This is a genomic window from Pseudaeromonas sharmana, from assembly GCF_042649925.1.
In the GTDB taxonomy this organism is placed as follows: domain Bacteria; phylum Pseudomonadota; class Gammaproteobacteria; order Enterobacterales; family Aeromonadaceae; genus Pseudaeromonas; species Pseudaeromonas sharmana.
In genome coordinates, this window is the sequence record NZ_JBHSAF010000014.1 from 297,110 (window position 1) to 319,949 (window position 22,840).

The window sequence follows — 22,840 nt, forward strand, 5'->3', positions numbered from 1 at the left end:
TCGCTGACCAACATACAGTGCCTGTAATAAATTGCAAGTCCCGACTCCAGCCAGCGAAGAGGGATGGCATGTGATGAAATGACTCTTCAACACAAATTGCCATGATCTACGACTGCGTGTTCGATTACGGCTGAAATATAACCCCTTTTTATTGATTAAATTCAGCAATTTCAACTGACGCATCCGCTGCGCTGTTTTCAATGTCACTGTACGCGGCGGCCTGTGCTCGGCCGCGTTGCTTGGCAAGATAAAGCGCATTATCGGCCTTATGTAACAGCTCGGTATCACTCATTCCAGCATGCCATTGTGCAACGCCAAGGCTCAGACTGACAGCAAACTGGTGCTGACTCTGTCGGTTTAGATGAGTGGCCAGCGTAAGCGCCGCAGACTCGGTCATGCAAGGCAATAACACAAGGAACTCGTCGCCACCGTAACGGCCGAACAGGGCCTCCCCAGGTAACTGAAGACGTAATGCCGGGGCTAATGAGGCTAACAGCGCGTCGCCAGCCAGATGACCGCGACTATCGTTAAACTGCTTGAAGTGATCGATGTCAAAAATCAGCAATGCGAACGTCGAATCCGCCGCTGCTCTTTGCAGCTTAGTCTCCAGAAATCCCAAGATCATGCGTCTATTCAGCAGCCCAGTTAGCGCATCCACTTCGGCGTGTAGTTTCAGTTGCTGATGCAGGCGCTGCTGTTCTGTGACATCACGCAATACCAAGGCTTCACCTATACGTTGCTGCCCTTTGTTTTGCAGCGGATGCCGATGCAGCTCAAACCAGTGCTGTTGTTCATAAAACGGTGTAGTGCGTTTTTCCTGAGCGCTGAGTTGGCGAAACAGGAAGGGCGCCAGCGTGGAGAGTGGCTGTCCGATCGCGTGCGGTGATAGCTGTGGAAACTGGACTCGCGCCTGGGCGTTGAAGTCAACAATCCGTTGATTTTTATCCAGTACCAGGACGACATCAGTCAGCTCATCGAATACGCGCTCTCTAGCAATGGGCAATAGGTTGACGAGGCGGTACCGAAATAGCCCCCACGCAAACAGGGGGCCGCTGACAATGAAACCAAACGGGCTGGAATCGATTCCGTCTGGAGAAAGCCCCAGAAGATAAAGCAGGTAGCAACACCATGGTGCCAAGGAGCCGAGCAGGATCAGTAACGCCGGGCTTCGGTAATACTGTTCGGATACTCGCCAGACGCGGTAGAACAGCAGACAACTGATCAAGAGCGCAAGGTTGGTGCTGATCAGATGCACATAATACCAGGGCCCAAATTCCAACTGGCTGATAGCCAGGCCGTTTACCCATATCGGATGTTGTGTTTGATAAAACAGATGATGGCTGTCATTGCTCCAGTGCATCGCCAATGTCAGCGTGCCCAGCGCAAGTAGAAAGACCACCAGGCCGGTCGGTGCCTGATGTTGATTCTGATAGCAAATTGCGGTCAGCAAGATCAAGGCCGGTATGTAGGCTACCCCCAGATATTGAAAATGCAGCCAAAGTTTCACTTGTTGTGGTGTGGAGCTTGCCAGCTCCATGCCATAGCCGAAGCAATAAATCGCGGCCGTCAGCATCAGCCAGCCGAACCAATAAGCTACCTGCTGGTGTCGTTGCTGTGATGAAAACAACGCCAGCAAAAGCAACATCGTCGCGGTGCAGAAGAGTAATCCGCTATATGGAGTCATGGTGTGGTAAAGACAGCATTACAAAACGATACCAGGGCTTGAGTCGCTGCCGCGAATAGAGTTGGGGCTCGAATTAAAGCAATTAAAACCCACGCCGCCAAGTGTTGTCTGAGGTGTGTAAAAAATGTACTTGAGAATTTTTCTCGGAGGCCGATAGTCAGGGAAAGGGAGGTGACATCATGGCCAATCAAGATCTGCTCTACAGTGTCCTGCCTCGGCCGCCCGTGGCGCCGGGTAGTGGTGAGTTTGCACGGGATATAGCACGTATCCAGAAGGAACCCGTGGTAAAAAAAACAGAGGTGCATAAGGATCCGCAAGAACGAGCTCCGCAAGATGAGTATCATCCCCAGCAGACAGAAGAGGCCGTTCTTTCTGAAAACGATGATGAAGCAGGCGGCAGCGAGGCGGTGAGTACCGACAAAGATGGCCAACCCCATGTCGATCTATTCGCGTAATGGCTTTTTTGTTCGCGTTAATCGGGCTTTTACCTATAATTGCCGCCTGATATTTTTCTCGGTTATTGCCGTCGTTGATCAACTCGATGCCCCCTCTTTTATCACAGCCGGCGATGTCGCCTGTATTGGCCTGTTTTCAACCCGATGGGGTATTGGCGCAACATCTGCAAGGTTTCGCACCGCGTGAACCGCAGCGCCAGATGGCGCATGCCGTCGATGAGGCCATTCATCAGCAAGGACAATTGCTGGTTGAAGCGGGTACCGGCACTGGTAAAACGTACGCTTATCTGGTTCCGGCCTTGCTTAGCAATAAACGGGTAATCATCAGTACCGGTTCCAAGGCATTACAGGAACAACTTTTCAATCGCGATCTTCCGGCACTGTTGCAACCCCTGGCATTCACCAAGCCGATTGCCTTACTCAAGGGGCGGGCGAATTATTTGTGTCTGGAACGTCTGGATCAGCTGCTTGCGACTACGGCCACTCAAGAAGCCGAGGTCCTGGCCGATATCGCGCGTGTCCGGATGTTTGCCATCAGCACCAGCAGTGGGGACGTGGCAGACATCCCTGGCTTGACCGAACAGGCACCGATCATTCCCCACATCACCAGCACCAATGACAACTGCCTGGGTCGTGATTGTCCACGTTATGATGAGTGCTATCTGCTTAAGGCGCGTCGCAAGGCGATGGATGCTCAGCTCGTCGTGATTAACCATCATCTGTTTTTTGCCGATTTGGTGGTGAAAGACACGGGGTTTGCCGAGCTGCTGCCGGAGGGGGAAGTCTACATCTTCGATGAAGCGCACCAGTTACCGGATATCGCCAGCGGCTATTTTGGCGAATCCTTATCCAGTCGGCAGCTGGTCGAATTATGTCGCGATGTGGTTCTGGCGCAACGCACAGAAGCGCCGGATATGTTGCAGTTAAAACGCGCGGCAGAGTCACTGGAGCTGGCCTGTCGCGAGTTCAGACTGGTGTTCGGTATTGAGCCTGCTCGCGGTAATCTGCGCCAATGGCGGGGACAACCGCATTTTGAACGCAGTTTGCTGCGCCTGCTGGATGCGTTGAAACTCGGCTATGAGGTATTGAAGCTAGCCTTGGGGCGTGGTGAACGCCTTGATCATGCTTTTGAGCGTGTGGTTGAGTTTCAAGGAAAACTGACACGGCTGACTAATACGGACGCCACCGGATTTGCCTTCTGGTTTGATACCAGCCGTCTGCATGTAACACTGAATCAGACACCGCTGAGCATTGCCAACCGATTTGCTGAAGAGGTGCTGCGCGCGGGGAGCAGTTGGATATTCACGTCTGCCACCCTGACCGTTGATCAGCGCTTTGAACACTTTACACGCCGCATGGGCATACAGGACGCGCGCGAGCTGGTCCTGGAAAGCCCATTTGAGTACTTCAGACAGTCCGTACTCTGGGTGCCGCGCCAGCTGCCTGATACCTCGGATCCTCGGCGCGGACAGCAACTGGCGTTGCAACTGTTACCGGTTCTGAATACCATCCCCGGCGGTATTTTTTTCCTCTGTACCAGCTATCAAAGCCTGCGTCAGGTGGCGGAGGTGCTCGGGCGCGAGCTGGGACGTCGGATACTCGTTCAGGGCGACGACAACAAACAGCGGTTGTTACAAGAGTTCACGGATAATGGGCGCGCAGTGTTGGTCGCAACGGCTTCATTCTGGGAAGGGGTGGATGTTCGAGGTGCAGCGCTCAGCTGTGTAGTGATTGATAAGTTGCCTTTTACTGCGCCTGACGACCCCCTGCTAAAAGCCCGCATCGAAGACTGTCGGCTTCAGGGCGGCGAGCCGTTTAGCGAGCTGCAACTCCCGGAAGCCGTGATTACGCTCAAGCAAGGTGTGGGCCGCCTGATTCGGGACACGCGCGACCGGGGCGTGTTGATTCTGTGCGATCCACGACTCGTCAATCGACCTTATGGTGCGACATTCATCCATAGCTTGCCTGCCATGCCTCGGACACGAGATCCTGCACGAGTACACGATTTTTGGATTGCTGAACCTGATTCGGCTGCGACTGAGCAGCCATAGAAGAGAAGACAAGATGACACAAGCAACAATATTAGCGCTGGATACATCGACTGAAGCCTGTTCGGCCGCGCTGCTGCATCAGCAACGGATCAGTTGGCGCTATGAAGTCGCACCTCAAGCACATACACGGCTGATCCTTCCCATGTGTGAGCAATTGTTAGAGTCTGCTGATGTCACCCTCTCGCAGTTGGATGCCATAGCCTTCGGACGTGGACCAGGCTCTTTCACGGGTGTCCGCATAGGGATTGGCATCGCACAAGGGTTGGCACACGGGGCAGGTGTGCCCTTGATACCCGTTTCGAACTTGCTGGCGCTCGCCGAAGGGACCCGCCGTCGCCATCAGGCTGAATGTGTGTTCACCGCAATCGATGCCCGAATGGGCGAAGTCTATTTCGCCGCCTGGAGATGGACCGCAGACGGATGGCAAGTCAGTGTCGAGGAAGGGGTCATGGCACCCGAGCAGGCAGCAACTGTCATACAAGCGCAACTTAGTGTGGCACAGACGCAAACATGGTTTTGCAGCGGAACCGGTTTTGCCGCCTACCCGGCGTTACAGCAGGTATCCGAAGCGCTATCTCAAGATAGCGAGCAACTGCCGCGCGCGGAAGACCTGTTGACCCTTGCCCGCCAAAGCAGCGAACGTTTAGCTCCCGAACTGGCGACACCGGTCTACTTGCGCGATAAAGTCGCTTGGAAAAAATTGCCGGGTCGAGAATAATTAGTGGGACAGACCATAATCCATACTGGCTAGCAGATTTTTGGTAACAGGAGCGACTCAATGGAGATGCGAGGCATTCAGCTCAGCAACCCGACGCTTGGGGGAATTCTCCCCAATGACGTTGTTGCTGCGCCTGAATCGACACCGCGCGCCATTGAATCAACAAAACAGCAAACGGCAAACCGCAGCGACATTATTCAGCTGGATGATGGCGCCGCGGAAGAAGCCGAGCGCTTAAGTTATGACCAACCTGAGGGGCGGCAAGGCAAAGCCATCTATGCCTATCAGTCCATCTCGACACAACCTCGTCGTGAAGCGTTGCAGCAAATGTTGAAAGTCGATCTCTATGCTTGAGCCTGACATGGGTAGAGGGCAACGGCCACCCCTTAGCAGAATAGTGCTACTGATGCTGGTATTAGCCGGTTGTAGTAGCACGCCTGCGGAACTGGCCTATTCTCCCGAATCCGCCTTGCTTGCGTATCCGCAGGCACTCACGTTGGATAAACAACTCATCGGGCAACCGGTACGCTGGAGCGGCCTGATCGTCGCATCCCGTGTGAAAGCCGATCATACCGAGATCGAACTCGTATACCTGCCGCTTAGGTCCAATGGGATCCCGCAACAGCAAGAACAGAGTCCCGGGCGTTTTTTGGTTCATGTGACAGGGCTGCTCGATCCACAGTTGTATGCTGCGGGTAGAAGTTTCTCTGTGCTCGGGACCTTGAAGCAGTGGCAATCCGGTCAGATTGGCGAGCAACCTTACCAGTTTCCCGTCGTAGATGCGCAGCGCTACAAACTCTGGCCAAAACTCAAAGAGGTCGAAGTTCGCTACGTAAGAGACCCGTTTGATGACTGGCTGTGGCCGCCTCGGCCGTAAGAGGCAACAAAGCGCTGAGTTAGTCTCTTAATAACTGCTCGATGGTCTCCTGCAATTGCTCCGGTGATACTTGAGGAGCATAGCGACCGACGACGTTTCCCCGACGATCGACCAAAAATTTAGTGAAATTCCATTTGATGCCTTCTGTTCCAAATAGGCCAGGCTTCTCTTGCTTGAGCCATTTAAACAGTGGATGTGCCGCATCGCCGTTTACCTCACACTTTTCCATGACAGCAAAGGTCACGCCATAGTTCAGGCTGCAGAACTGGGCTATTTCGTCATGGGATCCTGGCTCCTGCATTCCAAACTGATTGCATGGAAAGGCCAGAACAACCAAACCTTGGCTTGCATAGTGATCATGCAGCCTCTGTAGCTGAGCATATTGAGGCGTAAAGCCACAACGACTAGCCACATTGACGATCAGCAATACCTTGTCCTGCAGTTGTTCATTAGAAAGCAGCGAGCCATCCAAACGGGTAAGAACGAGGCGGGGAAGCATACAATTTCTCCATTTTGCTTAAAATTTGCACTAGCACATAAATTTTAATTCGCAAGTCAATTTAACTCACCAGTAACACTCTCATCACAATACGAGAAAAGACTCACAATTCATACACGTTTAATAGCCTATAGTAATAACGCACGCGGCACTGCGTTGACTTGTGTTATTCGGCTTTGGTGTAAGGAATTGTCTATGTCTACCGCCATCTCGGCACAACATTGGGCATTCGGCGTCTATTTCATCGTCGGCATAGGCATTTGTCTGGCCATGATCGGAATCGCCTATCTGCTCGGTGGTCGCGCGTTCGGGCGAGCAAAAGAGAAACCCTTCGAATCAGGGGTGGATTCTGTAGGCTCTGCCCGCTTGCGCTTTTCCGCCAAGTTTTACCTGGTTGCCATGTTCTTTGTCATCTTCGATGTCGAGGCCCTGTATCTCTTTGCCTGGTCGGTGTCTGTTCGGGAAAGTGGTTGGCTGGGGTTTATCGAAGCAAGCATTTTCATTGTGTTATTGCTGGTTGGTCTGGTTTACCTGTGGCGCATTCGAGCGCTGGACTGGGCGCCAGTCAAACGAATTGAGAGTACCAAAAAGAGCGGTCACCGCCATTGATCCGTGAGGCTACAACCCGATGAAGTATTCGTTGACCCGTATTGATCCTGATGGATTACCCGATCGCTATCCGCTTGAACGTCCTGAAACTGTTGATGATCCATTAGTGCAACAGGCCGAACGGGGCATCTTGATGGGTAAAGTCGAAGAGGTGTTGCACAATGCCGTGAACTGGGGCCGGAAAAATTCACTATGGCCTTACAACTTCGGTATTTCCTGTTGTTATGTCGAAATGACCACGGCGTTTACTGCCCCCCACGATGTGGCACGCTTTGGTGCTGAAGTTATTCGCGCCTCTCCACGACAAGCGGATTTCATGGTGATCGCCGGCACCCCGTTCATCAAGATGGCGCCAGTCATCCAACGACTCTATGAACAGATGCTCGAGCCCAAATGGGTTATCTCCATGGGCGCCTGTGCCAACTCGGGGGGCATGTATGACATCTATTCCGTCGTGCAGGGGGTGGATAAATTTTTGCCCGTGGATGTCTACATTCCTGGCTGCCCGCCAAGACCAGAAGCGTTTTTGCAAGCTTTGATGTTACTGCAAGATTCGATTGGCAAGGAACGGCGACCGCTATCATGGGTGGTCGGCGATCAGGGTATCTATCGTCCGCAGATGGATTCTGAACGTGAGCGTAAGCGCGGCGAGCGCATTGCGGTGACGAATCTGCGCACTCCGGATCAAATCTAGGACTGACACCATGCAATTGACTTCTCATTTTCCGGTTAACGCCACCATGCAGGACTGGCAACCGGATGATTTTCGTCACGCTGAAGTGGTCATCGAACTGCAAGCACGCTTCGGCGCCCACGCACTGCATGTTCAGAACACCAGAACCGGTATTCCTGTCGTCTGGATAGACAGAGACAAGATCACGGATGCCTTGCGGTTCCTGAACAAGGTCGCGCGGCCTTACAACATGCTGTTTGATTTGCATGCGGTCGATGAACGGCTGCGCACGCACCGCGATGGCATGCCGCAAGCCGACTTCACGGTGTTCTACCACCTGCTGTCGATCGAAAGAAACAGTGACGTTATCTTGAAAGTCGCGCTGGCTGAGAGTGATCTGCACCTGCCGACGGCGACAGCGGTTTTTGCCAATGCAAACTGGTATGAGCGCGAAGTATGGGATCTGTTCGGCATCCGTTTTGATGGCCATCCCCATCTAACTCGCATCATGATGCCAAAAAGTTGGCAGGGGCATCCGCTACGGAAGGACTATCCGGCGCGCGCCACGGAATTTGATCCCTTTATGCTCGATGCTGCCAAGCAGGACATGGAGCAAGAGGCGCTGAAGTTCAAGCCAGAGGAGTGGGGCTTGACGCGCGGTAGTGATAGCGAAGACTTCATGTTTTTGAACCTGGGACCAAACCACCCGTCTGCGCACGGCGCATTCCGCATCGTGTTGCAACTCGATGGGGAGGAGGTCCGCGATTGTGTCCCGGACATTGGCTACCATCATCGCGGTGCCGAGAAAATGGGCGAGCGTCAGTCGTGGCACAGCTACATTCCGTACACCGACCGTGTTGAATACCTTGGCGGTGTGATGAACAACTTGCCGTATGTACTGGCGGTGGAAAAGCTCGCTGGCATAGAGGTGCCAAGTCGCGTTCAGTACATTCGGGTCATGCTTGCCGAGCTGTTTCGCATCAACAGTCACTTACTGTTTCTTGGCACCTACATCCAGGACGTCGGCGCCATGACACCCGTGTTCTATGCGTTCACGGATCGACAAAAAATCTACACCATCATTGAGGCGATTACCGGTGCTCGCATGCATCCTGCATGGTTCCGCATTGGCGGCGTGGCACATGATTTACCCCAAGGTTGGCAACGACTGGTCAAGGATAATCTGCTCGACTGGTTGCCGTCGCGGCTGAATGAATATGTCAAAGCCGCGATGAAGAACAGCATTCTAATCGGACGCACCCGCGGGGTGGCTGCCTATACCACAGAAGAGGCGTTGCGATGGGGAGTGACCGGCGCCGGGCTGCGAGCCACAGGGTTGAATTTCGACCTGCGCAAATGGCGTCCATATTCTGGTTATGAGAATTTTGACTTTGATGTTCCGGTCGGTGAAAACGGCGATGCCTATGACAGAGCCATGGTGCGCGTCGAAGAAATTCGGCAAAGCCTGCGCATTATCGAACAATGTCTGCACAACATGCCGGCAGGACCATTCAAGGCCGACCATCCGCTGACTACGCCGCCTCCCAAAGAGCGCACACTTCAGCATATCGAAACTCTGATCAACCATTTTCTGCAGGTCTCGTGGGGGCCGGTGATGCCGGCTAGCGAATCGTTGCAAATGATCGAAGCGACCAAGGGTGCCAACAGCTACTACCTGACCAGCGACGGCGGCACCATGAGTTATCGCACCCGGATAAGAACGCCGAGTTTTGCTCATCTGCAGCAGATCCCATCTGTGATCCGCGGCAGCATGGTCTCGGATTTGATTGTCTATCTGGGAAGTATTGATTTTGTTATGTCGGATGTGGATCGCTAATCATGAGCCATGAATGTCAATGCCATAACGGTGGTTGTTCTGCACCGGTCGCCGAGATTCCGTTTCAACTGACGGCGCAGGAACGCGATGCCATCGAGCACGAAAAACATCATTACGAAGATGCGCGGGCTGCCTCTATCGAGGCATTAAAAATCGTGCAAAAGCAGCGAGGGTGGGTACCTGATGGCGCCATTCCGGCGATAGCGGGTGTATTGGGCATTGCCGATAGCGATGTCGAAGGCGTCGCCACCTTTTACAGCCAGATTTTTCGCCAGCCCGTGGGCCGTCATGTCATACGGCTCTGCGACAGTGTGGTGTGCTTTATTACGGGTTATCAATCGGTGCTGCAAGCCTTGCAGGATCAGCTAGGGATCGGCCTCGGTCAGACCACGGCGGATGGTCGTTTTACGCTCCTGCCGGTCTGTTGCCTGGGAAATTGCGATAAAGGCCCGACCTTGATGATCGACGATGATACTCACTCGTTTGGCGCTGGCGAATCATTGACCCAAGCCGAGTTAACTCTGCTGCTGGAGCGTTATCCATGATTGTGACCGCTGAAACCCATCCGCTGACCTGGCGTCTGCGACCGGATCGAGCCCCGATCTGGATCGACGAATACCGTAGCAAGCAAGGCTATGACGCTGTGATACGCACCGTCGGTAAAGTGGCGCCACCTGATGTAACGACTCTGGTTAAGGAAGCTGGTCTGCGCGGACGCGGTGGTGCCGGTTTTCCAACCGGTGTGAAGTGGAGCCTGATGCCCATGGATCCACGCTTTGATCGCAAGTATCTGCTCTGCAATGCCGATGAAATGGAGCCGGGGACGTACAAGGATCGCCTGCTGATGGAACAACTGCCTCATCAATTGATTGAAGGCATGATCCTGGCTGCCTGGGCTCTGCAAACCTACCGCGGTTATATCTTCCTGCGGGGTGAATATGTGGTGGCGGCTGACAACTTGCGCAAGGCCATCGTGGAGGCTACCGCTGCCGGGCTGCTTGGAAAGAACATTCTCGGCTCCGGGTTTGATTTTGAACTGGTCGTGCACACCGGTGCTGGACGGTATATCTGCGGCGAAGAGACCGCACTGATCAACTCCTTGGAGGGACGGCGTGCCAATCCTAGAGCGAAACCACCATTCCCTGCACTGGTGGGGGCCTGGGGCAAACCGACCTGCGTGAATAACGTGGAGACCCTCAACAATATTCCCGGCATCGTGTTGCATGGTGTGAGTTGGTATCAGGGCCTGAATCAGGGAAAGAGCAAGGATCACGGCACCAAGTTGATGGGCTTCTCAGGCCGCGTCAAGAAACCTGGTTTGTGGGAGTTACCCTTTGGAACGACGGCGCGGGAGATACTCGAGGAGTATGCCGGCGGCATGCAATCCGGTTATCAATTCAAGGCCTGGCAACCTGGTGGCGCCGGCACCGACTTTTTGACCGAACAGCATCTGGACTTAGCGATGGATTTTGACTCGATAGCCAAAGCGGGCAGCCGTCTGGGGACGGCGCTGGCCATGGCGGTCGATCACAGCGTCAATATGGTCTCGCTGACGCGCAATCTGGAAGAGTTTTTTGCCCGTGAGTCCTGTGGTTGGTGTACACCATGCCGGGACGGCTTGCCCTGGAGTGTCAAGATTCTACGTGCGCTGGAGCAGGGTAAAGGCCAGGTCGGGGACATTGAGGCGCTAGAACAGCTATGCGTCAACCTTGGTCCTGGCAAAACCTTCTGCGCTCACGCCCCGGGCGCCGTCGAACCCCTGCAAAGTGCCTTGCGCTATTTCCGCAGTGAGTTTGAAGCCGGCATCCGTCAGGGGGTGCTGGACAACCGTCGTGATATTGCTGGGGTTCAGCCTAATTTGCTGGAACAACGTTGGTAACAAGGATTGGAATGTATGGCCACGATCCATATAGATGGCAAGGAATTTGAAGTAGATGGCGCAGACAACCTGCTCCAGGCCTGCCTATCGCTTGGTTTAGATGTCCCGTATTTTTGCTGGCATCCTGCGTTGGGTAGTGTGGGTGCCTGTCGTCAGTGCGCGGTTAAACAGTACCAGAATGCCGATGACAAGCGTGGACGCCTTGTCATGTCTTGTATGACACCGGCGAGCGATGGCACCTTTATCTCAATCGAGGATGAAGAGGCGAAGGCCTTCCGCAAGAGCGTCGTCGAATACCTGATGACAAATCACCCACATGATTGCCCGGTTTGTGAAGAAGGTGGCGCCTGTCACCTGCAGGACATGACGGTGATGGCGGGTCACAATAGCCGGCGTTATCGATTCACCAAGCGGACTCACAAGAATCAGGACTTGGGGCCGTTTATTTCCCATGAGATGAATCGCTGCATCGCATGCTACCGTTGCGTGCGATTCTACAAAGACTATGCCGATGGTACCGATCTTGGCGTCTATGGTGCCCATGATAATGTTTATTTCGGGCGTATCGCGGATGGCGCTCTGGAAAGTGAGTTTTCCGGGAACCTGGTCGAAGTGTGTCCAACCGGTGTGTTTACCGACAAGACGCATTCTGAGCGTTTCAACCGCAAATGGGATATGCAATTCGCGCCCAGTATCTGCCAGCAGTGCAGCCTGGGATGCAATATCAGTCCTGGTGAACGCTATGGTGAGCTCAGACGCATCGAGAACCGCTTCAATGGCGCGATCAATCACTATTTCCTCTGTGATCGCGGTCGTTTTGGCTACGGGTATGTCAACCGCACCGATCGCCCTCGTCAACCCGAGCTTAGCGAGTCGGGCGCTCGTTTACCGCTGACGGTTGATGGCGCACTCAACCGACTGGCCGATCGTTTGCGCTCGGGGAAACTGGTGCTGGGCATTGGTTCGCCGCGTGCCAGCCTTGAGTCCAATTTTGCATTGCGTCAGCTTGTAGGCGCTGAAAATTTCTTTTCCGGCATTGGGTTACGTGAGTGGGCAGCATTACATCGCATGGTACAGCTGCAGCGTAGCAGTGGTATTCCGCTGGCTACGCTGCGAGAGGTGGAAGAACATGATGCCGTAATAATCCTCGGCGAGGATATTACCCAGAGCGCTGCGCGACTTGCCTTGAGTGTGCGGCAGGCAGTGAAAGGCAAAGCACGGGAACTGGCTACCGCGCTGAAGGTCGATCTCTGGCAAGCGGCAGCGGTCAAGACAATTGGTCAAAATGAGCACTATCCCCTGATTCAAACGGCGTTAGCTGTGAACCGTCTGGATGACGTGACGCAACAAGCATTTTACGGCGCCTATGAGGATCAAGCGCGTATTGGCTTTGCCCTAGCGCATGAACTGGATCCCGACGCACCTGCTGTGACGGATATGAGTGCAGCAGAGCAAGCCGTTGTCACCCAGATGGTTTCCTTGCTGGCTCATGCCAAGCGGCCGCTGGTGATTGCCGGCACCTCGGCAGGGTCTGTTGCCCTGCTGGATGCGGCGGCGAATCTGGCCAAAGCCCTGCAGCAACGCCAACAAGCCGTATCGTTATTCCTGGTGGCCAGAGAGGTGAATTCGGTGGGGGCAGCCCTGCTGGGTGGAGCTCCGCTGGAGCAGGCCTTGGCCATTCTGGAGGAGTCAGAGGAGTGCTCGGTCATCATTTTGGAAAACGACCTGCTGCTCCAGGCGGATCCGGTTCGTGTGCAGCGCGCGTTGCAGCAAGCAGAAACCGTTGCGGTCATCGATCATCAAGTCACAGCAACGACCCAATTGGCTGACATTATCCTGCCGGCGGCGACGTTTGCAGAAACCGACGGCACTGTCGTAAGCGCCGAGGCGCGCGCGCAACGCTTCTTTCAGGTCTTCGAGCCTGCATTTTACGATGCTAACAGTGCCGTAATGGGCTCATGGCGCTGGTTGGGCGCGCTGGAAGGGGTGATGCAGCATCGTCATCTGCATTGGCCGCATCTGGATGACATCATCATGGCGTGCGCAACAGCGATACCCGATTTGGCACCGATTGTAGAGGCGGCACCTAATGCGCGTTTCCGCATCAAGGGGATGAAGCTTGCTCGTTCACCACAACGTTACAGTGGCCGGACTGCGATGTTGGCCAACCATAACGTGCATGAGCCTAGAGTGGCTCAGGATAGTGATACGGCGTTTGCTTTTTCCATGGAAGGTTATAGCGGTAGCCAACAGCCCTTTCAACAAGTGCCGTTTGCTTGGGCACCAGGCTGGAATTCGCCTTCAGCCTGGAACAAATTCCAGGATGAGGTGGGGGGGCATCTGCGTGCTGGAGATCCCGGACTTCGGCTGTTTGAAGCTCAGGACGGGCAAGCGCTGCCGTACCAGCAAGCGATACCGGAAAGATTTGTCGCCCATGAATCGACCTGGCAAGTCGTCGATCGTGCTCAATTATTTGGCTCCGATGAGCTGTCGATGCGTGCGCCCCTCATCGCCGAGCGTGCCGGTGAGCTCAGTGCCGGGATATCTGGTGCCGATTTGTCTCGCCTGGGGTTGAAGGAAGGCGACAAGTTCCATTTCCGCTGGCATGACCAACAGTGGTCCTTACCGCTGCGCGTGATGGATGGATTGGCCCCAGGTCTGCTAGCTCTGCCCTTGGGACATCCAGCTGTGGGCTGGTGCCTGCACCATCAGACAGTACATCAGGAGGAAAACGCATGAGCTGGCTGACTCCTGATGTTGTCGATGTGTTGATTGCAATTGGCAAAGCCTTGCTGATCCTGGTGGTCATGATAGGCGCAGGCGCCTTCATGAGCTTCATCGAACGGCGGCTTTTGGGGTTATGGCAAGATCGCTATGGCCCTAATCGTGTGGGACCATTTGGGGTGTTTCAGTTAGTGGCGGACATGCTGAAGATGTTCTTCAAAGAGGACTGGATCCCGCCGTTTGCTGACCGCACCATTTTTATCCTTGCGCCCATCATCGCATTCACTGCGTTCTTGATGGCATTTGTGATTGTGCCCATCGCGCCGGATTGGGGGGTGGCGGATCTGAATATCGGTATCTTGTACTTTTTCGCCATCGCCGGGCTAGCTGTCTATGCCGTGTTGTTTGCCGGTTGGTCGAGCAACAACAAATATGCGTTACTCGGAAGCCTGCGCGCCTCGGCACAAACCTTGAGTTATGAAGTGTTTCTCGGGCTCTCCCTGATGGGGATTGTCATCCAGACAGGCACGTTCAACCTGCGCGAGATCGTCGAGGCGCAGGCCGGTTTGTGGAACATAGTTCCGCAATTTTTCGGCTTTGTGACTTTCGTCTTCGCCGGTGTTGCGGTGACACACCGCCATCCATTTGATCAGCCAGAGGCTGAGCAAGAGTTGGCCGACGGCTATCACATCGAATACGCCGGCATGAAGTGGGGCCTGTTCTTCGTGGGTGAGTACATCGGCATCGTCCTGGTTTCCGCGCTCATCGTCTCACTGTTCTTCGGTGGCTGGTATGGCCCCTGGTTGCCACCGGTGGTCTGGTTTGCCTTGAAGACGGCTTTTTTCATGATGCTCTTCATCTTACTGCGGGCCTCGTTGCCAAGACCGCGTTTTGATCAGGTCATGGCGTTTGGCTGGAAAGTCTGTTTGCCATTGACATTGCTCAACATGCTGGCAACGGCAGCGGTCGTACTTATTCAGGCAGACTAAGGTGACTTTATGATTATTAAAGAGATTATTAACGGAATTGGCACCCAGCTGCGTAGCCTGGGCATGGTTTTCTCGCACAGCTGGCGCAAGCGCGACACCTTGAACTACCCCGAGGAGGCGGTTTACACCCCACCTCGCTATCGTGGACGCATTGTATTAACCCGGGATCCTGATGGCGATGAGCGCTGTGTTGCCTGTAATTTGTGTGCGGTGGCCTGTCCAGTCTCATGTATCTCGCTGCAAAAGGCCGAGCGAGATGACGGGCGCTGGTATCCGGAGTTTTTCCGCATCAATTTTTCTCGGTGCATTTTTTGCGGCATGTGCGAAGAGGCATGTCCGACAACCGCTATCCAACTGACGCCGGATTTTGAACTCGGTGAGTATCGTCGGCAGGATCTGGTGTATGAAAAGGAAGATCTGCTGATCAGCGGACCCGGTAAATACCCTGATTACAACTTCTACCGAATGAGTGGGATGGCGATTGACGGTAAAGCCAAAGGCGATGCCGAAAACGAAGCAAAACCGATTGATGTCAAGAGTCTGTTGCCCTGAGGAGAAGCTTATGGAGCTCGCATTTTATGCTTCATCCCTGATTGCCATCTTGGCCACACTCAGGGTCATAACCAATACCAACCCGATGCATGCGTTGTTAAACCTGATCATCTCGGTCATTGCTGTGGCCATGCTGTTTTTCTGCCTTGGCGCCAACTTCGCTGGCGCCATGCAGGTGATTGTCTACGCCGGCGCCATCATGGTGTTGTTTGTCTTCGTCGTCATGATGCTAAATCTGGGGTCAGCGCAGGTACAGGAGAAAAAGTGGCTGTCTCCGACGACCTGGGCATTTCCCGGCGTGCTGGCATTGTTGCAGCTGGTTTTTATCGTCAATGCCATCCTGGCCGAACAAACCGCGGCCATTGCCCAGACAGAAATTACCGCCAAGCAAGTGGGTATCGCGTTGTTTGGCCCTTATGTCCTGGCGGTTGAGCTGGCCTCGATTTTATTGTTGGCGGGATTGGTAACCGCCTATCACCTTGGCCGGGAAGATAAACGTGGTGATGTGATCGCCGTCGGTAGCAAAGAGGGAGGCAAATGATGAATGGATTGCCAATGGAACACGGACTCCTTGTGGCAGGTGTGCTGTTTTGCCTGGGCCTGACCGGACTGATGGTGCGCCGCAACCTTCTTTTTATGTTGATGAGCATTGAAATCATGATGAATGCGGCCGCCTTGGCATTTGTGGTGGCGGGGAGTCGCTGGGCGCAGGCGGATGGCCAGGTAATGTACATACTCGTCATTTCGCTGGCTGCAGCCGAGGCGAGCATAGGATTAGCGTTATTGATGATGCTGTATCGTCGTCACCATACGCTGGATGTTGATATCGTGAGCGAGATGCGCGGATGAACTTACTTTTCCTGACTATCGTTTTTCCGTTGCTGGCCTCCGCAGTGCTGATGTTTTCGGCCGGGCGCTGGAGTGAACAGCGCGCCACTCTCATCGGGGTGGGGAGTATCGGTCTTAGCGCTTTGACTGCACTCTGGGTTGGTTGTGCCTACCTGGGTTCGATACCTGAATCCAGTTTTGTTCAGCCGCTCTGGCAGTGGATCTCTGTAGGCAACTTTCAACCCGCATTTCGCCTGCGACTGGATGGGTTGTCGCTGACCATGTTGGGTGTCGTCACGGGAGTCGGCTTTCTGATTCACCTGTTTGCATCCTGGTATATGCGAGGTGAGGAGGGCTTTTCCCGTTTCTTTGCTTATACCAACCTCTTCATCGCCAGTATGCTGTGCCTGGTGCTGGCTGACGATCTGCTGTTTGTCTATCTGGGTTGGGAAGGCGTTGGCTTGTGCAGTTATTTGCTGATCGGCTTCTATTATCGCGATCCAGCCAACGGGGCTGCAGCCCTCAAGGCGTTTATCGTGACGCGGGTCGGTGACGTCTTCTTGGCCATCGGCCTGTTTTTGCTCTACCAGCAATTCGGCACATTGCATATCGCGGATCTGTTACGCCTGGCGCAGGAGCCACAACAGGCCTCATCTGATCTGTTGTACTGGGCCTGTCTGATGTTATTGGGCGGCGCCGTCGGGAAATCAGCGCAATTGCCATTGCAGACCTGGCTTGCTGATGCCATGGCCGGACCTACACCCGTTTCGGCATTGATTCATGCCGCCACCATGGTGACCGCCGGGGTCTACCTGATAGCACGTACACATGGCCTCTTTTTACAAGAGCCGGAGGTGTTGCATTGGGTCGCACTGACAGGCGCTGCCACCTTGGTGCTTGCCGGATTTGCCGCCCTGGTCCAGACCGATATCAAACGCATTCTGGCGTACTCCACCATGAGTCAGATTGGGTATATGTTCCTGGCCCTGGGAGTAGGGGCCTGGGGTGGGGCCATCTTCCATCTGATGACACACGCTTTCTTTAAGGCTCTGCTGTTTCTCTCGGCCGGATCCATCATTGTTGCTACGCATCATGAGCAGAACATCTTCCAGATGGGAGGTCTGCGCCGCAGTATGCCATTGGTCTATCTGTGCTTCCTGGTGGGGGGCTCGGCGCTGTCGGCACTCCCTCTGGTCACGGCGGGCTTCTTCAGCAAAGACGAGATCCTGTGGCAGGTCTTTGCTGCAAACCAGTCATCCCTGCTCGTTGCTGGCCTTGTCGGTGCTTTCCTGACCTCTTTGTATACCTTCCGCCTGATTTTTACTGTCTTTCATGGCGAAGCGCATTGTCAGGCGCATCCAGGAAAAGGCCTGGCCCATCATCTGCCACTTATCGTGCTGATGCTGTTATCCACCACGGTCGGCGCCCTCATTTCGCCACCGCTGTCATCGGTACTGCCTGCCGGTCCGGGAGAACATCTGGAGGCCGGTAAACATGGTCTCGAACTGCTTTCTGCGGCCATTGCACTCAGTGGTATCGGATTGGCGGCTTGGTTGTTTTTGGGGCGACGTACGTTAGTGACACGTCTTGCCCGGCATCCTGCCGGCAAAGCGTTAAGCGCACTCTGGTTGCATGCGTGGGGCTTTGACTGGCTCTATGAGCGGTTATTTGTGCGCCCCTATCTGTTGCTGACTCGACTGCTAGGGGCTGACCCGCTCGACAAACTCATTGAAGGGATTGCAGCCGTCTCCCTGTTCTGTCATCGCCTGCTAGGACGCAGCGTAACCGGTCATCTGCGCTGGTACCTGACATCCTTGGGCCTTGGTGCCGTTTTGGTTCTCGGTTTTTTGCTGATGGTTTAAGGGAGCACGAATTGTGATGTTATTACTGATTGTATTGCTGCCCTTTATCGGTGGTCTGGTTTGCTGGCAGACCGATCGTGTCAGCGCCATATTGCCGCGCTGGATCGCCTTGCTGACGATGACCTCGGTGTTTGTATTGACCACCCTGATTTGGTTGCAAGGTGACTTTAGCTTGAGTCAGCAAGGTGTTTCCATCTGGGCTGAAGAGTTCGTCGTTGACTGGATCCCGCGTTTTGGCATTCAGTTTCACCTGGCGATGGATGGCATCTCGCTGCTGATGGTGATGTTGACCGGGTTTTTGGGCGTCATGGCAGTACTGTGTTCATGGCGTGAAATTGGTCAACGCGTCGGTTTCTTTCACCTGAACCTGCTTTGGATCCTCGGTGGCGTCATCGGGGTCTTTCTGGCGATCGATCTTTTCCTGTTCTTCTTTTTCTGGGAAATGATGCTGGTCCCAATGTACTTTCTGATCGCACTGTGGGGACATGCCGCATCGGATGGGCGCTCCCGGATCAATGCGGCCACCAAGTTCTTCTTGTACACCCAGGCCAGCGGTCTGATCATGCTGTTGGCCATTCTTGGTCTGGTTCTGGTGCACTACCAGCAGACGGGCATCGTCAGCTTTGCCTATCAAACCTTGCTCAACACCCCCATGCCTATTGAAATTGAGTGGTGGTTGATGCTCGGTTTCTTTATTGCATTCGCGGTCAAAATGCCGGTGGTACCACTGCATGGCTGGTTACCTGATGCACATAGCCAGGCGCCAACAGCAGGTTCTGTGGATTTGGCGGGGATCTTGCTGAAGACGGCGGCCTACGGGATGCTCAGATTCAGCTTACCCTTGTTTCCAAATGCCTCTGCGGCGTTTACCCCAGTTGCAATGTGGCTCGGGATCCTCGGCATCATCTATGGCGCAGTCTTGGCGTTCCGGCAAACCGACATCAAACGACTGATCGCCTACACCAGTATTTCGCATATGGGCTTTGTCCTGATTGCGATCTACTCGGGTACCGCATTGGCCCTGCAAGGGGCTGTCGTGCAGATGATTGCGCATGGATTGTCTGCTGCCGCCTTGTTCATTTTGTGTGGTCAGCTGTACGAGCGCCTGCACACCCGGGATATGCGGCAGATGGGAGGGCTCTGGTCTCGTATCCGTTATCTGCCAGGAGTCATGCTGTTTTTTGCCGTTGCCTCGCTAGGCATGCCTGGCACCGGAAACTTCGTTGGTGAGTTTATGATTCTCACCGGTAGTTTCTCCCAGGCACCCCTGGTTGTCTGTGTTGCGACCTTTGGCTTGGTTTTGGCCTCAGTCTACTCCTTGATCATGATGCAGCGCGCCTGTTTTGGGCCCAGCAAGTCTGATAGCCCTTTGCGTGCGCTAGGGCGTCGCGAGTTTAGCATGATGCTGGTATTGGCCACCCTGCTGCTGGCATTAGGCTTTTACCCACAGCCGGTCATCGATACTGCCAGCGGCAGTGTGCTGTCGATTCAACACTGGTTTTCTACCGTTACGACTGCGGGAGTAGCGCCATGATGGATTCTGTTCGTTGTGCATCCAACGGCTGGGGAGTAGTGAGATGAGCTTCAATTTGCAACAGCTGTTTGCGCTGTCGCCGCTGATGATCACAGGGCTGACAATCGCCTTGTTAATGCTGTCTATCGCTTGGCGGCGCAGTATCGATATGGCGTTTTTTGTGACCATTGCGGGCCTCAATCTGGCGTTGTTCACGCAATTGGCGCTAATTTGGCAACCGCCTCAGGAAGTCACGCCACTGTTCCTCATCGATGGTCACGCCTTGTTCTATTCGGTGTTAGTGCTGATGGCGTCTTTGGCAACCTGTACCTTTGCCCGCTCCTGGTTAAAAACCTATCCGGATAACAAGGAGGAGTTTTACCTGCTGTTGCTGATTGCGACATCGGGTGGTTTGGTTCTTGCGGCTTGCCGGCATCTGGCGTCACTGTTTATCGGTATCGAACTGTTATCACTGCCGATGTTTGGGCTGGTTGGTTACGCCTACCGGGAGCGTCACTCTCTGGAGGCCGGAATCAAGTACATGGTGCTGTCAGCCGCAGCCACCGGGTTCTTGCTGTTTGGCATGGCATTGATGTACGCGCAAGCCGGGAGTCTGAGCTTTACTGACTTGGGCCTGTCCTTGGCATCCAATCCGGCACATGAACCACTGTTATTGGCCGGGTTGGGCATGATGCTGGTCGGATTTGGTTTTAAACTCTCGTTGGCGCCATTCCACCTGTGGACTCCAGACGTCTATGAAGGTGCGCCTTCACCCGTGGCGGCCTTTCTGGCGACCGCCAGTAAGGTGGCAATCTTCAGTGCACTGTTGCGTTTTTACCTTCAGGTACCGGCAACTGAGGGCGAGGCGATGACCTGGTTGCTGTGCATCATGTCGGTGATCTCCATTCTGTTCGGCAACCTGTTGGCCATGTTGCAGACCAATATCAAACGCATGCTGGGCTATTCTTCCATCGCCCATTTCGGTTATCTGCTGGCGGTCATCATCGCATCCCGGCACGAAGCGCTGTCACAGGAGGCGGCCGGGGTTTATCTGTTGATGTATCTGTTTACCAGCTTGGGGGCGTTCGGCGTAGTCAGCCTGATGTCCAGCCCTTATCGCGGGCGAGATGCCGATTCTTTGCATAGTTACCGCGGTTTGTTCTGGCACCGTCCGTACCTGACTGCGGTGTTTACCGTGATGTTGCTGTCCCTGGCTGGGATCCCAACCACGTTGGGCTTTATCGGCAAATTCTATATTTTGTCGGTTACGGTTGCGGCGGGGCTCTGGTGGGTGATGGCTGCCGTGGTGCTGGGATCGGCGTTGGGAATTTACTACTACCTGCGTGTCATGGTGGCGCTGTATCTGCGTGAGCCTGGTATGCAGCAACGGGATGCCGAACAGGATTGGGCACTGTCTGCGGGTGGTGTGGTGGTGATCCTTTCCGCCTTGTTGGTGCTCTGGTTGGGCCTCTATCCACAGCCACTGTTAGAGTTGGTGCAACATGCGCAGATCCTGATCCGCTAGCCAGGACGCAAAAACAACCAAGGCCAGTCACTGACTGGCCTTGGTCATTTAACTGACTAGTTCACGCGGGGTTGAGCAAACGACGAGCGGCGGCGACGACAATCTGCACCGCTTTGCTCTCGGTCGATTTCATGGTTTCACTATCCGGTATCTCTTGCTGCGTCCGATTGACGATCACACCGGCGACCATGCCAGCCCGCAGCCCCTGACTTGCGCACATGGTCAACAGGGTGGCCGACTCCATCTCATAGTTCATGACGCCCATCGCTTGCCACTCGGACATGCTGTTCTGGAAGCGGCGCACCACGCGGCCGGAAAAGGTATCGTAACGCTCCTGACCTGGATAGAAGGTATCTGATGATGCTGTCACGCCGATGTGTAGTGTGGCATCCAGTTCCCGGGCCGCGGCAATCAGAGCATTCGTACAATTGAAATCAGCCACCGCCGGGAATTCCAGCGGAGCAAAATGCAACGAAGCACCATCCAGACGTACCGCGCCTGTCGTGACCAGTACATCGCCCACTTGAATGTGAGGCTGGATGGCGCCGGTAGTTCCAATACGCAAAAAGGTCCGGACACCCAGTTGTGCCAACTCTTCCACGGCAATGGAGGTGGAGGGGCCACCAATCCCGGTCGAGCAGATCACCACAGGTTTGCCATCAAGCAGTGCCAGCCAGGAGGTAAACTCCCGATGACTAGCAAGGTGACGCGGCTCATCCATCATTCTGGCTATTTTTTCGACTCGTTCGGGATCCCCGGGCACGATGGCCAATTCTGCACCACACAGCGCGGCGCGCGTCAGGCCCAAGTGGAATACATCAGAGGTTTTGCTCATGTTAGGCTCCGTAGCAGGATTTGATTTTTATTTTTGGTCGTCTAGTTGACCAGTAAAGACGGCATCAGTCTAGAGAACGATTTCAAACAAAAATGTGAGCGCAAACGTCACAACGTTGCGCACAGCTCAGAATGGCGGGAAAAACAGCGATGGCGGGTGAAATTAGCGGCAGAAACGTACTTTGGCGACGTTGGTCATGGCGCTCTGCATCACCTGTTCAGCATCCTGATAGCAATCCAGGCGCGCCGCTTTTTGTTCACTGTTGTGATAGGTTACGTCACAGGCATTACGAGCGTTGAGATAGACGCTCTCAATCCGCCGCTTCTCGTAAGCAAACTTGTCTTGCTCAAGTGCAGAGCAGGTGTCATCGCCGCCAGCCGCCGCCGGAGGGACAATGCCATCCGCCATCAGCTTTCGCATCGCTTCTTCACGTTCTGCTTTTTCAATCAAGGCCTGCTGGCCCGGGGTGTACGCCGTGTTGATTCGGCTCAGGTTGGTATCCGTGTCGCCGCTGGGCGGTAACTGGCTGTAATGTGCCACACCATGACTATCCACCCAGCGATAGACCTCGGCGGCGTAACTCACAGGCACGCAACACAAAAGGAACAAGGCAATCTTGCGCATTTACGGCCCCCTAAGTCGACAATTACCACCCGCACTCCTTGCAAGCTTACAGGATCTTACAGGTATTAGCCGAACAGAGCACGGCGTTTTTTTGCGCAGCTCGACA

At 54.4% G+C, this 22,840-nt stretch carries 22 protein-coding genes; 18 read left to right on the forward strand and 4 right to left on the reverse strand.

Going from position 1 to position 22,840, the window contains the following annotated elements:
• Positions 1-148: 148 nt before the first annotated feature.
• Complete coding sequence (locus ACFOSS_RS11145) at positions 149-1,684, reverse strand: histidine kinase N-terminal 7TM domain-containing diguanylate cyclase (protein WP_377152447.1); 1,536 nt, start codon at positions 1,682-1,684, stop codon at positions 149-151.
• Positions 1,685-1,863: 179 nt separating this feature from the next.
• Here ACFOSS_RS11145 and ACFOSS_RS11150 point away from each other — a divergent pair, with 179 nt between their 5' ends.
• The 5 genes from ACFOSS_RS11150 to ACFOSS_RS11170 all read left to right on the forward strand — a co-directional run bounded on the left by ACFOSS_RS11150 (position 1,864) and on the right by ACFOSS_RS11170 (position 5,785).
• Complete coding sequence (locus ACFOSS_RS11150; protein ID WP_377152450.1) at positions 1,864-2,139, forward strand: hypothetical protein; 276 nt, start codon at positions 1,864-1,866, stop codon at positions 2,137-2,139.
• A gap of 86 nt (positions 2,140-2,225) precedes the next feature.
• The gene (locus tag ACFOSS_RS11155) at positions 2,226-4,190 is read left to right on the forward strand and encodes an ATP-dependent DNA helicase (RefSeq protein WP_377152453.1); all 1,965 of its coding nucleotides are present in this window, start codon (positions 2,226-2,228) and stop codon (positions 4,188-4,190) included.
• 13 nt (positions 4,191-4,203) lie between these two features.
• A complete protein-coding gene (tsaB, locus tag ACFOSS_RS11160) occupies positions 4,204-4,908 on the forward strand; it encodes a tRNA (adenosine(37)-N6)-threonylcarbamoyltransferase complex dimerization subunit type 1 TsaB (RefSeq protein ID WP_377152455.1) in 705 nt (234 codons plus the stop codon).
• A gap of 60 nt (positions 4,909-4,968) precedes the next feature.
• Complete coding sequence (locus tag ACFOSS_RS11165; RefSeq protein ID WP_377152457.1) at positions 4,969-5,262, forward strand: hypothetical protein; 294 nt, start codon at positions 4,969-4,971, stop codon at positions 5,260-5,262.
• A 52-nt stretch (positions 5,263-5,314) separates the two neighbouring features.
• Positions 5,315-5,785, forward strand: a complete 471-nt coding sequence (locus tag ACFOSS_RS11170; protein WP_377152459.1) for a Slp family lipoprotein — start codon at positions 5,315-5,317, stop codon at positions 5,783-5,785.
• Positions 5,786-5,804: 19 nt separating this feature from the next.
• Here ACFOSS_RS11170 and ACFOSS_RS11175 read toward each other — a convergent pair whose 3' ends face one another.
• Positions 5,805-6,284 carry a glutathione peroxidase gene (locus tag ACFOSS_RS11175; RefSeq protein WP_377152462.1) on the reverse strand — a complete coding sequence of 160 codons (480 nt, stop codon included), beginning with the start codon at positions 6,282-6,284 and terminating at the stop codon, positions 5,805-5,807.
• A 195-nt stretch (positions 6,285-6,479) separates the two neighbouring features.
• On the opposite strand from ACFOSS_RS11175, the gene ACFOSS_RS11180 reads away from it, so the two are divergent.
• From ACFOSS_RS11180 to nuoN, 13 genes are read left to right on the forward strand one after another with little or no spacing between them, the layout of a single operon-like run.
• Positions 6,480-6,893: an NADH-quinone oxidoreductase subunit A gene (locus ACFOSS_RS11180; RefSeq protein WP_377152465.1), complete on the forward strand. Its 414-nt coding sequence runs from the start codon at positions 6,480-6,482 to the stop codon at positions 6,891-6,893.
• A 19-nt stretch (positions 6,894-6,912) separates the two neighbouring features.
• The gene (locus ACFOSS_RS11185; RefSeq protein ID WP_377152468.1) at positions 6,913-7,587 is read left to right on the forward strand and encodes a NuoB/complex I 20 kDa subunit family protein; all 675 of its coding nucleotides are present in this window, start codon (positions 6,913-6,915) and stop codon (positions 7,585-7,587) included.
• A 10-nt stretch (positions 7,588-7,597) separates the two neighbouring features.
• On the forward strand, positions 7,598-9,403 hold the full coding sequence (gene nuoC / locus ACFOSS_RS11190; protein WP_377152471.1) for an NADH-quinone oxidoreductase subunit C/D: 1,806 nt from the start codon (positions 7,598-7,600) through the stop codon (positions 9,401-9,403).
• A 2-nt stretch (positions 9,404-9,405) separates the two neighbouring features.
• Positions 9,406-9,948: an NADH-quinone oxidoreductase subunit NuoE gene (gene nuoE / locus ACFOSS_RS11195; RefSeq protein WP_377152474.1), complete on the forward strand. Its 543-nt coding sequence runs from the start codon at positions 9,406-9,408 to the stop codon at positions 9,946-9,948.
• On the forward strand, positions 9,945-11,282 hold the full coding sequence (gene nuoF / locus ACFOSS_RS11200) for an NADH-quinone oxidoreductase subunit NuoF (protein WP_377152477.1): 1,338 nt from the start codon (positions 9,945-9,947) through the stop codon (positions 11,280-11,282). The genes nuoE and nuoF overlap by 4 nt, the downstream gene beginning before the upstream one ends.
• A gap of 15 nt (positions 11,283-11,297) precedes the next feature.
• Positions 11,298-14,021: an NADH-quinone oxidoreductase subunit NuoG gene (gene nuoG / locus ACFOSS_RS11205; RefSeq protein WP_377152480.1), complete on the forward strand. Its 2,724-nt coding sequence runs from the start codon at positions 11,298-11,300 to the stop codon at positions 14,019-14,021.
• Positions 14,018-14,995, forward strand: a complete 978-nt coding sequence (gene nuoH / locus ACFOSS_RS11210; protein ID WP_377152483.1) for an NADH-quinone oxidoreductase subunit NuoH — start codon at positions 14,018-14,020, stop codon at positions 14,993-14,995. The genes nuoG and nuoH overlap by 4 nt, the downstream gene beginning before the upstream one ends.
• A 9-nt stretch (positions 14,996-15,004) precedes the next feature.
• Complete coding sequence (gene nuoI, locus ACFOSS_RS11215) at positions 15,005-15,547, forward strand: NADH-quinone oxidoreductase subunit NuoI (protein WP_377152485.1); 543 nt, start codon at positions 15,005-15,007, stop codon at positions 15,545-15,547.
• 10 nt (positions 15,548-15,557) lie between these two features.
• The gene (gene nuoJ / locus ACFOSS_RS11220; protein WP_377152488.1) at positions 15,558-16,088 is read left to right on the forward strand and encodes an NADH-quinone oxidoreductase subunit J; all 531 of its coding nucleotides are present in this window, start codon (positions 15,558-15,560) and stop codon (positions 16,086-16,088) included.
• Positions 16,088-16,396 carry an NADH-quinone oxidoreductase subunit NuoK gene (gene nuoK / locus ACFOSS_RS11225; RefSeq protein ID WP_377153907.1) on the forward strand — a complete coding sequence of 103 codons (309 nt, stop codon included), beginning with the start codon at positions 16,088-16,090 and terminating at the stop codon, positions 16,394-16,396. The genes nuoJ and nuoK overlap by 1 nt, the downstream gene beginning before the upstream one ends.
• Positions 16,393-18,237: an NADH-quinone oxidoreductase subunit L gene (nuoL, locus tag ACFOSS_RS11230; protein ID WP_377152490.1), complete on the forward strand. Its 1,845-nt coding sequence runs from the start codon at positions 16,393-16,395 to the stop codon at positions 18,235-18,237. The genes nuoK and nuoL overlap by 4 nt, the downstream gene beginning before the upstream one ends.
• A 13-nt stretch (positions 18,238-18,250) precedes the next feature.
• Positions 18,251-19,771: an NADH-quinone oxidoreductase subunit M gene (gene nuoM, locus ACFOSS_RS11235; RefSeq protein WP_377152493.1), complete on the forward strand. Its 1,521-nt coding sequence runs from the start codon at positions 18,251-18,253 to the stop codon at positions 19,769-19,771.
• A gap of 43 nt (positions 19,772-19,814) precedes the next feature.
• Positions 19,815-21,275, forward strand: a complete 1,461-nt coding sequence (gene nuoN, locus ACFOSS_RS11240; RefSeq protein ID WP_377152496.1) for an NADH-quinone oxidoreductase subunit NuoN — start codon at positions 19,815-19,817, stop codon at positions 21,273-21,275.
• A gap of 61 nt (positions 21,276-21,336) precedes the next feature.
• Here nuoN and udp read toward each other — a convergent pair whose 3' ends face one another.
• Complete coding sequence (udp, locus tag ACFOSS_RS11245) at positions 21,337-22,110, reverse strand: uridine phosphorylase (protein WP_377152498.1); 774 nt, start codon at positions 22,108-22,110, stop codon at positions 21,337-21,339.
• Between the two features lie 162 nt (positions 22,111-22,272).
• Positions 22,273-22,734, reverse strand: a complete 462-nt coding sequence (locus ACFOSS_RS11250; protein WP_377152500.1) for a DUF4124 domain-containing protein — start codon at positions 22,732-22,734, stop codon at positions 22,273-22,275.
• Positions 22,735-22,840 lie beyond the last annotated feature (106 nt).